General features: G+C 60.5%; 11 protein-coding genes. 6 read left to right on the plus strand and 5 right to left on the minus strand.

All coding sequences use genetic code 11. From position 1 onward, the window contains the following. Nucleotides 1–118: 118 nt before the first annotated feature. The 6 genes from ebsA to NW807_RS07545 all read left to right on the plus strand — a co-directional run bounded on the left by ebsA (nucleotide 119) and on the right by NW807_RS07545 (nucleotide 6,274). Nucleotides 119–490, plus strand: a complete 372-nt coding sequence (gene ebsA, locus NW807_RS07520; RefSeq protein ID WP_414425708.1) for a type IV pilus biogenesis protein EbsA — start codon at nucleotides 119–121, stop codon at nucleotides 488–490. Further along, complete coding sequence (gene cimA / locus NW807_RS07525) at nucleotides 480–2,147, plus strand: citramalate synthase (protein ID WP_414425709.1); 1,668 nt, start codon at nucleotides 480–482, stop codon at nucleotides 2,145–2,147. The genes ebsA and cimA overlap by 11 nt, the downstream gene beginning before the upstream one ends. A 19-nt stretch (nucleotides 2,148–2,166) precedes the next feature. Further along, nucleotides 2,167–2,823, plus strand: coding sequence for a dephospho-CoA kinase (coaE, locus tag NW807_RS07530; RefSeq protein WP_414425710.1), 657 nt, complete (start codon nucleotides 2,167–2,169; stop codon nucleotides 2,821–2,823). 36 nt (nucleotides 2,824–2,859) lie between these two features. Further along, nucleotides 2,860–3,357, plus strand: a complete 498-nt coding sequence (locus tag NW807_RS07535) for a hypothetical protein (RefSeq protein WP_414425711.1) — start codon at nucleotides 2,860–2,862, stop codon at nucleotides 3,355–3,357. Nucleotides 3,358–3,443: 86 nt separating this feature from the next. Next, nucleotides 3,444–5,480 (plus strand): DNA polymerase III subunit gamma/tau, encoded by a 2,037-nt coding sequence (locus NW807_RS07540; protein WP_414405588.1) that lies wholly within the window; start codon nucleotides 3,444–3,446, stop codon nucleotides 5,478–5,480. Nucleotides 5,481–5,779: 299 nt separating this feature from the next. Then, nucleotides 5,780–6,274 (plus strand): hypothetical protein, encoded by a 495-nt coding sequence (locus NW807_RS07545; RefSeq protein WP_414425712.1) that lies wholly within the window; start codon nucleotides 5,780–5,782, stop codon nucleotides 6,272–6,274. Between the two features lie 129 nt (nucleotides 6,275–6,403). On the opposite strand, the gene NW807_RS07550 is transcribed toward NW807_RS07545, so the two are convergent. The 5 genes from NW807_RS07550 to NW807_RS07570 form a co-directional block, all read right to left on the minus strand. Beyond that, the gene (locus NW807_RS07550) at nucleotides 6,404–8,017 is read right to left on the minus strand and encodes a cation:proton antiporter (protein ID WP_414425713.1); all 1,614 of its coding nucleotides are present in this window, start codon (nucleotides 8,015–8,017) and stop codon (nucleotides 6,404–6,406) included. Between the two features lie 294 nt (nucleotides 8,018–8,311). Next, nucleotides 8,312–8,965 carry a guanylate kinase gene (gene gmk, locus NW807_RS07555; RefSeq protein WP_414394806.1) on the minus strand — a complete coding sequence of 218 codons (654 nt, stop codon included), beginning with the start codon at nucleotides 8,963–8,965 and terminating at the stop codon, nucleotides 8,312–8,314. A gap of 84 nt (nucleotides 8,966–9,049) precedes the next feature. Further along, entirely contained in the window at nucleotides 9,050–9,319 is a 270-nt protein-coding gene (gene remA, locus NW807_RS07560; RefSeq protein WP_414425714.1) for an extracellular matrix/biofilm regulator RemA, read from the minus strand. 324 nt (nucleotides 9,320–9,643) lie between these two features. Then, on the minus strand, nucleotides 9,644–10,111 hold the full coding sequence (locus tag NW807_RS07565) for a hypothetical protein (protein WP_414425715.1): 468 nt from the start codon (nucleotides 10,109–10,111) through the stop codon (nucleotides 9,644–9,646). A 59-nt stretch (nucleotides 10,112–10,170) separates the two neighbouring features. Then, nucleotides 10,171–11,382 (minus strand): acetate kinase, encoded by a 1,212-nt coding sequence (locus tag NW807_RS07570; protein WP_414425716.1) that lies wholly within the window; start codon nucleotides 11,380–11,382, stop codon nucleotides 10,171–10,173. Nucleotides 11,383–11,451: the final 69 nt, after the last annotated feature.

Below are 11,451 nucleotides of genomic sequence, written 5' to 3' on the forward strand. Positions count from 1 at the left end.
CAACGCTTCTGCCTCAAAGGCAAGGCAGTAAGCGGGCAATCTCTCTAGGCCAGTGGGCCACTGAGGCGGTAGGCTGGATGGCAGAGAGACCCCTGCCTCTCCTCTGGATCTGCTGCCCATGACTCTTCAGCTTGAACCTGCCAGCCCCCCAGAGGTGGCCCTCTATCAGCCCTATTACGCCGTCGCCCGCCGGCAGTACCTGCCGCTGGCGGTGGGTCTCTACAAAAAGGGCAGCCTAGAAGGGCAGCGGCCCATCGAAGGAGACAGGCCCGTCTCTTTCTTGGCCAGTTGGCCTGTATCGCCTCTGCCCTCTGATCTAACAGCGGTGCAGGTCATTTTCGATCAAGACCCGGAGCTAACCTATCAGGTCTCCCTAGCCAACTATGAGTTTGTGGACTACCTCATCGATGTGGTAGCGGCGGTGCAGCGGGGTCAGCCGCCGAATTTCACCACCGCCTTTTACAAAAAGCTGATGCGGTATGAAGACTGACGCCAATTCTCCGGTTGCCGTCACCCTCTACGACACGACGCTGCGGGACGGGGCGCAGCGGGAGGGCTTGTCCCTGTCGGTGCAAGATAAGGTGCAAATTGCCAAGCTGCTGGATCGCCTGGGCATCCCTTTCATCGAAGGCGGTTGGCCGGGGGCCAATCCCAAAGACGTGCAATTTTTCTGGCAGATGCGGGAAGAGCCCCTGGAGCAGGCGGAGCTGGTGGCCTTTTGTTCCACTCGCAAGCCGGGGCGGCGGGCAGCCGAGGATCCCCTGCTGCAGGCCATCTTGGCAGCGGGCACCCGTTACGTGACGGTCTTTGGCAAGTCCTGGGATCTCCATGTTACGGAGGGGCTGGGCACCACCTTGGCCGAGAACCTGGCCATGATCCGCGACACCATCACCTACCTGCGCTCCCAGGGGCGGCGGGTGATCTACGATGCCGAGCACTGGTTTGACGCCTACCGCCACAACCCCGACTACGCCCTGCAAACCCTGGTGGCAGCAGCAGAGGCCGGGGCGGAGTGGCTGGTTCTCTGCGATACCAACGGCGGATCCCTGCCCCACGAGATTGCCGCCATCACGGCAGCCGTCTTGGCGGAATCTCACCACCTGGGGCATTTGCCTTTGGGGATCCACACCCACAACGACTCCGGCACGGCCGTGGCCAATGCTCTAGCGGCAGTCCAGGCGGGGGCGCGCATGGTGCAGGGCACCATCAACGGCTATGGGGAGCGCTGTGGCAACGCCGACCTGTGCAGCGTTATCCCCAACTTACAACTCAAGCTAGGCTACCGCTGTCTGCCCGAGGGAAAGCTGCAACACCTAACAGAGATCTCCCGCGCCATCAGTGAGGTGGTCAACCTGGCCCCGGACGACCATGCTCCTTTCGTGGGCCGATCCGCCTTTGCCCACAAGGGTGGGATCCATGTCAGCGCTGTTCAGAAAAACCCTCTTACCTACGAGCACATTGCCCCGGAGCAGGTGGGCAACTGCCGGCGCATCGTCGTTTCGGATCAGGCGGGGTTGAGCAATATCCTCAGCAAGGTGGCTAGCTTTGGGATCCGGCTGGACAAGTCGGATCCCCGGGCGCGCTTGATTTTGGAGCGGCTGAAAACTCTGGAGCTGCAGGGCTACCAGTTTGAGGCGGCCGAGGCCAGCTTTGAGCTGTTGGTGCGGGGCCTGTTGGGGCAGCGCTCCCACCCCTTTGAGGTGCTTAGCTTCCATGTCAGCGCCACCACTCGCTCGGACTGGAGCAGCAGAGACTGGGATCCCAGCGGCGAGGCAACGGAGGTGCAGTCCCTAGCAGCGGTGAAGATTGCCGTGCAGGGGCAGACGCGGGTGACAGCAGCCGAAGGCAATGGGCCGGTGGCGGCCTTGGATGGGGCGCTGCGCAAGGCCTTGCTGGAGTTTTACCCGCAACTGGAAGCCATTCACCTCACCGACTACAAGGTGCGGATTCTGGACGGCCAGGCGGGCACTTCCGCCAAAACGCGGGTGCTGGTGGAGTTTAGCGACGGCCACCGCCGCTGGGCCACGGTAGGAGTTTCCACCAACATCATCGAAGCCTCCTGCCGGGCCTTGGTGGAAGGCTTTGAGTACAGCCTCCTGGCAAAACCTTGCTTTTCCTCACCCTCTGCCCAACTAGCCTCGCCTTGAAGGGGGTTCTTCAACTTCCATGAGAATTATTGGCCTAACAGGCGGCATTGCTACCGGCAAATCCACGGTGGCCCGCATCTTGGAACGGCAGGGGATCCCAGTGGCCGATGCAGATCAAATAGCCCGCCAGGCCTTGGCGCTGGGATCCCCCATCCGCGAGCGGGTCCTGCAGCGCTACGGCCAGGCCATTCAGGATCACTCGGGAGAGCTGGATCGCCGAAAGTTGGGGCGGATTGTCTTTGCCGATGCCGCCGAGCGGGCCTGGCTAGAGGCGCAGATCCACCCGTTTGTCAAAGCGCGGCTGCGGGAGTTTCTCGAGTTCCACGGGGCGGCTGAGGCTCAGCCCAGTTGCCAACGGTCTCTAGGGAATGTCCCTCCAGCCCTCTGCCTCATGATCCCTCTCCTCTTTGAAGCGGGCATGGAAAACTGGGCCAGCGAGATCTGGGTGGTGATCTGTACCCCTGAGCAGCAGCGGCAGCGCCTGGCCTTGCGGGATCCCCTCCTGACACCGGCAGAAATCGAAGCTCGCCTGGCCAGCCAGTGGCCTTTGGCGGAGAAAGTCCGTCGGGCTGACGTGGTGCTGGACAATTCTGGATCCCTGGCGGAGCTGGAAGCTCAGGTGCACCAAGCGTTGGCTTCCCAGCAACCCCTGGCCTTGCCCCAGCAGGCCGGCTAGAGTAGCGGATGGGGATGGTGGGTTGAGGGAGAGTCAATGCAAGCAACGACTGGCGGCAACAAGCCGGATAGCAGGGCAGAGTCCTGGTGGGCGCAAGCTTTGGCAGCCCGGGAGCAGGAAATCCAGGCGCTGAAGGAGCGTAACCGCCTGTTGCAGAGCCAGATTGACCTTTTGGAGTTGCGCCAAGAAAAGCAACGCCGACAGATTCGCAGCTACGAGGCCGAGATTGAGCAACTCTACCAAGAAAAGCAAGTGTTGGAGCAGATCCTCCAAGAGCTGCCGCAACTCTATCGGCGCAAGTTGCAGGCCCGCCTGCAGCCCATCCGCGAGCGCATCGCCGCCATTCAGGCAGAAAACCGCCGGCTTAGGCGGGAACTGTACCAGCTCAGCTACCGCCTGCAGGGCATGGATCAATTGGATAAGCCAAGCTGGAAGTTGCCCCTGCCCCCTCTCCTTGGCCGGGGTCGCCGGGATCCCAAAGAGCCGCCAAAAGCTCTGCCGGTTCAGGGAGCCCTCTCTCCGCCTTGCTCTTGAGAGTTCAGCAGCCAGAATAGGAAAGCATCTCGGCCGCACAAGCCCCAAGACGCAGCCGAGGCGCTGCCTACTTGGAGATTTGGAAAATGGCCGCCGCTGGCAGCTATGAGCCCCTGCACCTGAAATACCGCCCGCAGCGCTTTGCCGAGGTGGTGGGCCAAGGGGCAGTCGTGCAGACTTTGGCCAATGCCATTCGGCTGGGGCGGGTGGCGCCGGCTTATTTGTTCTGTGGGCCGCGGGGCACCGGAAAAACCTCCAGCGCCCGCATTCTGGCCAAGTCCTTAAATTGTGAGCAGGGGCCAACGCCGGATCCCTGTCAGGTGTGCAGCCAGTGCCGCGCCATCACCGCCGGCTCTTCTCTGGATGTGGTGGAGATCGACGCGGCCAGCAACACCGGTGTGGACAACATCCGCGAGCTGATCGAGCGGGCCCAGTTTGCGCCAGTAAATAGCCGCTACAAGGTCTATGTGGTTGACGAATGCCACATGCTCAGCAATGCGGCCTTCAATGCGTTGCTGAAGACTCTGGAGGAGCCGCCTCCCCGCGTGGTGTTTGTCCTAGCCACCACCGACCCCCAGCGGGTTCTGCCCACCATCGTTTCCCGCTGTCAGCGGTTTGACTTCCACCGCATTCCTCTAGAGGAGATGGTGGCCCACCTGGGCAAAATCGCCGCCCAGGAAGGGATCCCCATTACACCAGAAGCCTTGCACCTAGTGGCCCAACTTGCCCAGGGCGGGCTGAGGGATGCTGAACGGCTATTGGATCAGCTCAGTTTGCTAGAGGGATCCATCACTCCAGAAGCGGTGTGGGACTTGGTGGGGGGGATCCCGGAACAGCAGCTTTTGGATTTGACCGATGCTCTGCTGGCTCAGAACGTAGAGGGGGTGCTGGCCCAAACGCGGCAATTGCTGGAGCGAGGCAAAGAGCCCCTGGTGGTGCTGCAGAGCCTGGCGGCTTTCTACCGGGATCTGCTCCTGGCCAAGACGGCCCCACAGCAACGGCAGCTGGCGGCTGTAACGGATCCTACCTGGGCAGCCTTGCAACAGCGGGCTCCTTGCTACTCGCTGGAGATGCTGCTAGCGGCCCAGAGCCACCTGCGCCACTGCGAACCCCAAATTCGCCAGAGCGGACAACCCCAGCTTTGGCTAGAAATTGCCCTTCTGGATCTGCTGGGCCAGCTGCGCCAGGGCGCCGTCCCGCTGCCGCCAATAGAGAGCAAGGGTGGCGAGCCGCTCTCCCCTGCCGATCCATTCCCTCCTCTCTCGCCTGGGGCTGTTGTCGGCCCCTCTGCTGCTGAGAGGAACCTCGATGGGAAAGTTGCCCAAGCTGCCCCAGCCCTCGAAGAGCCACTCGCGTCAGCAGGACAGAGCCCTCAGCCTGCCGCAACAGCCTTCCAGAACCCCCTTTCCCCTTCTGAGGGTTCCCCGCCGCCAACGCCAGAGCCCAAAGTTCGCGATCCGGAGCCTGTCGCTTCCCCTGCCAAGCTGCTGCAGCCTCGCTGGGAGGAGTTCCTCAAGGGCCTCTCTCCCACTACCAGAGCCTTGCTGGGATCTGGTCAGTTGCAGCAAGAGACCCTCGTCCGCCTCAACGGGACAGAGACCTTGGAGATCACTCTTGCTTTCCCCAGCAAGGGCCTGGTGGACAAGGTGCGCAGCAAAGAAGCCGAGGTGTGCTCCGCCCTTTACAACCTGCTGCAGCACCCGGTGCGGCTAAAGCTAGTGGTGCAGCGCCCGCCTCGACCGCGTGAGGGGCATGCTGGCCAAGCCTCGGCCCAGGATAAAGCTCCACAACCTCCGCTCTCTCCCTCAAAGCTGGGGAACAGCTCTCCTTCCTCAGATCCCCGTCAGGCGGAGCCCTCAAGCCCATCTCCCCCTCTCAAAAACACTGCTCCAGCCCCGCAAACAGCAAGGCCACCCTTCTACGACCTGACCCACGAGCTGGTGGAGGTGGCCCACCGCTTTGCCGAGCATTTCAGCGGCAGGCTGGTGGATTTGGAAGGGATCCTAGCCACACCCGAAGAGGTAGCGGCAGATCTGTCTGCCCTGGAGGGATCCTCCGACCTGCCCACTGCTGAGAGCTACGGCCTACCGACAGCCCAGGCCCCTCCGGAAGAGGATTTTTGAGGTAGGGGAGTGTGAGGGGCAGTAATCGCTCTGTTGGATTTTGGGGTATTGTCAGGTATCTCCCGTGAAGGGGAGGACCATGACCGAATCTCGCGGAAAAGAAGCTGCCTCGAGCACCCCGCAAATTGACTCCCGGATCCTCAGTCTTTTGGGTAGGACGGCGTTGAAGCTCTTGGCTTGTCTGGTTTGAATTAGGAGTAGGGGTAGCCTATCCCAATGCCTATCTAGGTTGGAGGAGCAAGGAAATGGCCCGCAAAAGGACAATTTTCAAGTTGGTTTGCTGTCTTCTGGGTGGCTGTTTGATCTTAGTGGCCATTGCGTTAGTAAGGTCAAAGATAGACAGACAAGCAGCCTTAAACGCTGAGTATCTTGTAGCTATTTCAGAGGAGATGGAGCAGGTTCGCTTTCAAGACGGCAAATATCGGCGGGGTTCCAGCCCTTTTCAGGAAGGTTTTCTTGTAGCAAAGATTCTAAACATAAAACGTGCTGACCTTAACAGTGACGGCTTCCGGGATACCATTGTAATTGCAGCAACAAATCAAGGAGGATCTGGATCCTGGATAAGCTTGTCAGGGTCGCTGGGCGGTAAAGAAAAACCTACGCTTATAGAGCCTGAGTCTCTTGGCGATAGGGTTGACGTTAGAAACATTTCAATTGAGCGCGGCTCTAAAGGAAAAGCCGCAGTTTGCTTGGACATGCTTGTTCATGGCCCTAACGATGCCAGGTGTTGCCCTACTCAGAAACAGAGGGCGTGCTTTACACTTGCCGGGAAGAGATGGATTCTTATTTCCTAATCCCTTTGGAGTTTCTGCCGACTGCCATCTCACAACTTTCTGGAGAGGATATCGGTAGGAATTCTCTTTCTCGGGAGCTTGCTCTAGCTTTTGCTCAGAAATTGGCCCTCAGGAGGTGCTGCCAGCCAACTAGGAACTTCGAGTAAGCTCTACCAGAATGACTGGAATCGGACTGGTTTCCAACACGGCTTGGGAAGTGGATCCCACCAGCACTTGCTCCCAGCCGCGATGGCCCCGCTTGCCTATGACTATGTCGGTTACCTGCCGCTCTTGAGCTAGGGCTACGATGGTTTCTGCCAGGGGCCCCGAAGCCAAGCAAAACTGGTGGCGAATATCTGCCAACAAGCGCTGGGTAAGCTGCTGCAGCTCCTCTACTCCTTTCCCCTGCGGCTCGTCCGTTACATGGAGCACGATCACTTCCCCATCCACCCGCCGCGCCAAGTCGGCCACTTTGCGCAGCACCGCCTCGGCTAAAGGTGAGGTGTCCACTGCTGCCAAAAAGCTAACCCTGCCCTGGCTGCCCACCTTGGTGGGATCCACTTCTCCCTTTTCCAACAGCCGAGGGGCACAAACCTGAGTTAGCCAAGCCCCCAGGGGTGCCGTGGTCAAAATCGACAAGGCCGCCAGAGCAAGGATCGTCTCCCCGCCAGGGATCCCCTGGGCCAAGGGAATGCCGCCGATGGCTGCCTGCACCGTTGCCTTGGCCATGTTACCCGGCAGCAAAAAGAGCCGCTCCCGCCAGTTCCAGTTACTTCCCAGGGTAGAAAGCCACCAACCCAGGCCCCGACCCAACAGCAGGCTCAGGGTCAGCAGCAACAAACCCGGCAGGATCAGGGATCCCAACACCTGCAGATCTAGGGAAGCTCCCAGGAGCACAAACAGCACGACCTCCGCCACTGTCCAGAGGGCGTCGAAGCCGACCCGCAGCCGCCGCGCCAGCGGCCCATCCAGCTCGATGAGGAAAAACCCCATGGCCATCACCGCCAGGTAGCCAGAAAAATAGGGCCACACCTGCGGCGCCAGCACCAAGCCCAGCGCCAGGCAGGCTGCCAGCAACACCTCCTGCGTGCTATTGCGGGTCCAGTTCTGCTGCACCAAAAGCGCCACCAAAACCCGCGCCGCCAGGTAGCCGATGGCCACGCCCAGCAGGATCTCCATCCCCACCTGGAACGGCAGCCACTGCAGCGGCGACAGCTCCAAGCCCAACAGGCGAACGTTTTCTGTAGATCCCTGGCCCAAGAGGCTCAGCAACAAGCTAAAGCCCAGCAGCATCAGTACATCGGAAAGAGCACTGCCGGTGAGAATGGCATCCGGGATCCCTTTGGCCACGCCCCAGCCCAGGCTTTTGAGGCGCAACATCCCCGGCACAATCACCGCTGGCGACTCTGCCCCAATCACACACCCCAAAAGCAGCCCCGTCTCCCAGTCCAGCCCTAGGATCCAGCGGCTTAAGAGCGCCACCGCCACCGCCTCACAGGCTGCCGGCAAAAACCCTAGCCGCAGCGCCACGGATCCCTGCTGGGCCAGCTTTTCCCGATCCAGCCCTAGGCCGGCTTTCATGAGGATGATCGCTACAGCCACCAGGCGCAGATCCCCGGCTGCTGCCAGCACCTCCGGAGACAAGACCTCCCTCAACAGGATCCCGACCAAAATCATCCCCAGCAGCGGCGGCGTCCCCAATCGGCCCACGATCTGGCCGACAAAAAAGCCCATCGCCAAAATCCACAACCAACTGCCCAGCATCAACAGAACCTCTCTCTGCCGTCTGGCACCAAGGCAGGCTTTGCCAAGCCAAACGTCCTACTGGCGCACCGCCTGATAGCAACTCCCGGCAAGGCAGGAATACAGCTCTCCTGCCGCCCCTGTCAAAGCCGAGCGCCACCGCTGTACCTCCTGCCAAGTTTGGGTTTTCGTCGAGGTTCTGTTTGAGGACAGCAGGACGTTGCGAGGGGATGGGTAAAGATTTGGCGGCTTCACTCCTAGGGCTGAGGCCTGCTTGCGCTTTTCGAATGTAGACCTTGGCTTGCGGCGGCTTAACTACGTCTGGTTCTTCCCCAGAGACGGAGGATAAAGTAAAGCTTCTAGCTCCTGCAAAGCTCGCTCTAGGTTGTCGTTAACAATCACGTAGTCGAATTCGTCTTTGGCCTCCAATTCCTTGCGGGCCTGCTGCAGGCGACGTTCAATGCTGTCTTCGGAATCTTGGCCACGCTGGCGAATGCGGCGTTCAAGCTCTTCCAGAGAAGGAGGGGACAAGAAAATGCGAATGGCCTCTGGACACAGTTTTCTCACTTGGCGGGCTCCAGCCAGCTCAATTTCTAGCAGCACATCCTGTCCCTGGCTGAGTTTTTCAAAGACAATCTGGCGAGGAGTGCCGTAAAAGTTGCCTGCATACTGCGCCCATTCCAGCAACTCGCCGGCTTCGACAAGCCTGAGAAACTCCTCGCGAGTGCGAAAGTAGTAGTTGACACCTTCCTGTTCACCGGGACGAGGGGGACGGGTAGTGACCGAGACAGAAAGATACAGCTCAGGGTGGCGCTGGCGCAGGTGGCTGACCAAAGTTCCTTTGCCCACTCCACTGGGCCCCGTCAAAACCACTAGGCGACCGCGAGGAGTGAGAGATTGGGGTGCTCCTTGAGTCTGCCCAACCTCAGGGGAACCTGGCAAGGGGAGGACGGTAGGAGAGGCGGCCATAGCCATCGACAGAGGAAGGCTGGACGGTTGTTTGTTTGCTTTAGGATATCTTACTCCTCTCCTTGCAAGCTGCCTGTGAGGCTTTTACTCAAGTTCCTCCGGCTCCCCGACTTTGGCAGTAAGGAAGCGGTTGGCAACGGTTTCCGGCTGAATGGCCGAGAGGATGACGTGTCCCGAGTCAGTGATGATGACAGCGCGGGTGCGGCGACCGTAGGTTGCGTCGATCAACTGGCCTCTTTCGCGGGCATCGCTGATGATGCGTTTGATGGGAGCTGACTCGGGACTAAGAATGGCAATCACACGCCCAGCGGCGACGATGTTGCCAAAGCCAATGTTGATTAGGCGAGTATCCATGGGTGGTGAGCCAATCTAGCGCCTGTCCGGCCAGCAGCCTTCATTCAGGCTAGCAAGTCAAACTGCCGCCTAGCATTGACCAGCAAGGCCTTGCCCTGCAAAGGTTTCTGCTGGGACGGCAAGTTCTCTCGAGCTTGAGTGGGCTGTCGGTTGGTGGAGCTTGGCCAGGACTAGTTCCCTGCTTTGCGGCCCTCAGCCTTCTTCAAGCCGTTCTATGGCTCCTGGAAATTGTCCTCAGAGTAGTAAAGCCTCGTCAATGTCCGCAGCGGTGAGGCACGGCGTTTTGCCTGGCAACCGCTAGAGGCTGGATTTCGCTTTTGAGCTTTAGAGCAGGCCGTTAAAGGTAGAGCTGCCGCTGCCCAGCCGCTCCTGGCGATCGAAAACGCTGATGGTAAGCTGATGGGATCCCGTCTGGGTGACGGTAAAGCGGTTTTGGGTTAGGGTAAGCCCTGTTACCGTACAGGCGGTGGCTCCGACGAAGCAGCCGGGCAATTGGGAAGCGTCGAAAGCCCCCAAGGGGATGAAGTTGCCTAGCGGGGTGGTGACGGCAGCCAAAAAAGCGTTGGATCCGCGGATCCCGGCGGGAGCCTCGACGCGGAAGGAGATGACAAAGGTGGGGGTCTGCCCTACGGGGACAGCACGCGGGGAAAGATCGGTAATGGTGAGGGAGGGAGGGGGTAGGGGAGGCGGTGGGGGCAGGGGGCTACTGCCAGTCGTCTCCCCGCACCCTGCCAAAACAGCACCCAGGAGCAGCAGGGGGATCTGTCTGTCCATGCGTTGCGCAGGCTGCATAAGTTCTCCTTACCTTGAAGTTCAGGTTTAGGGCATCAGAAAACCTGGCTGGAAGCAGCTTATTCCCCTTGCAGGAGCCTTTGGCAGGCACTGGCAATGGCCCAGTCTTCCTGAGCTGAGATGACTAGGACCCGCACTGGCGCGTCGTGGGTGCTGATGTCGCAGTTGCGCGGGGATCCAGCGTTGAGAACTGGGTCGATCTGGATCCCCAAAAAACCCAGGTTGGCGCAGGCCGCTGCCCGTACTGGCGCCGCGTTTTCCCCGATGCCGCCGGAGAAGACCAATGCATCCAGCCGATCCAGGCTCATGAGCATGGCCCCAATCTGGCTGCGCAGGCGGTGGATAAAGAGGTTAAAGGCCAGCTCGGCACGGGCATGGCCTGCCTGCATGGCTTCCAGGATAACTCGCATGTCGCCGCTCAGGCCAGACACGCCCTTCAGGCCCGATTCCCGGTTCAAGATCCGGTCTAGCTCCTCCACACTCATCCCCCGACGCAACTGATGGATCAAAATCCCCGGATCCACCGAGCCGGAGCGGGATCCCATCATCAAGCCCTCTAGGGGGGTATAGCCCATGGTGGTGTCGACGCTTCGGCCCCCGCGAATGGCTGCCAGGGAACAGCCATTGCCTAGGTGGCAGGTAATGAGCTGCAGCTCTTCCAGGGGGCGGCCCAGGATCTCAGCGGCGCGGCGGGCACAGTACTCGTGGTTGATGCCGTGGAAGCCGTAGCGGCGGATCCCTTGCTCGGCCCAGGCGTAGGGAAGAGGATAAAGGGCGGCTGGCGGGGGCATCTGCTGATGGAAGGCAGTGTCGAAGACCGCCACCTGCGGGATCCCGGGCAATAGCTGGCGCATGAGGCGAATGCCCTCAAGAGCAGGGGGGTTGTGAGCTGGGGCCAGGGGGCTTAGCTGTTCGATGGCCTGTTCCACCTCGGGTGTGATCAAGGTGGGCTGGTGGTAGAGGGATCCCCCATGCACCACCCGGTGGCCAATGGCCTTGATCGCAGTCGGCCCTGCCAGCAGGGATCCCCCCCCCTGCCAGAGGCTTTGAAAGAGAGGAGCCAAACCGCTAATGCCGGAGGGAGAGGAAAGGGCGGGAAAAGGCTCCCAGGGACCGCCCTGCCGTCGGACTTGAATCAGGGCCTGGCCAGGCTGGTAGGCAAAGTCCACCTGCGCCTGCCAAAGGGGGGTGGTCTCCACCGTACTCTCAACGGTTGCAAAGAGAGAGGATTTGAGGCTGCTGGAGCCGGCGTTGAGGACCAGGATGGGCACGGGATCCCTCCTTCTACCAAAAAGCGCCGTAAGGCCCCGCCTTTGAAGGTGGGGATGTAAGGCGCAGCA

It is taken from the genome of Synechococcus sp. R70.1 (assembly GCF_047461675.1).
Classification (GTDB): domain Bacteria; phylum Cyanobacteriota; class Cyanobacteriia; order Thermostichales; family Thermostichaceae; genus Thermostichus.

What these genes read in the sequence shown, in the direction of transcription:
- cimA (WP_414425709.1), top strand. Translation starts at nt 480, where the DNA reads ATGAAGACTGACGCCAATTCTCCGGTTGCCGTCACCCTCTACGACACG.
- NW807_RS07550 (WP_414425713.1), bottom strand. Translation starts at nt 8,017, where the DNA reads ATGCTGGGCAGTTGGTTGTGGATTTTGGCGATGGGCTTTTTTGTCGGC.
- NW807_RS07535 (WP_414425711.1), top strand. Translation starts at nt 2,860, where the DNA reads ATGCAAGCAACGACTGGCGGCAACAAGCCGGATAGCAGGGCAGAGTCC.
- NW807_RS07565 (WP_414425715.1), bottom strand. Translation starts at nt 10,111, where the DNA reads ATGCAGCCTGCGCAACGCATGGACAGACAGATCCCCCTGCTGCTCCTG.
- ebsA (WP_414425708.1), top strand. Translation starts at nt 119, where the DNA reads ATGACTCTTCAGCTTGAACCTGCCAGCCCCCCAGAGGTGGCCCTCTAT.
- NW807_RS07540 (WP_414405588.1), top strand. Translation starts at nt 3,444, where the DNA reads ATGGCCGCCGCTGGCAGCTATGAGCCCCTGCACCTGAAATACCGCCCG.
- remA (WP_414425714.1), bottom strand. Translation starts at nt 9,319, where the DNA reads ATGGATACTCGCCTAATCAACATTGGCTTTGGCAACATCGTCGCCGCT.
- coaE (WP_414425710.1), top strand. Translation starts at nt 2,167, where the DNA reads ATGAGAATTATTGGCCTAACAGGCGGCATTGCTACCGGCAAATCCACG.
- gmk (WP_414394806.1), bottom strand. Translation starts at nt 8,965, where the DNA reads ATGGCCGCCTCTCCTACCGTCCTCCCCTTGCCAGGTTCCCCTGAGGTT.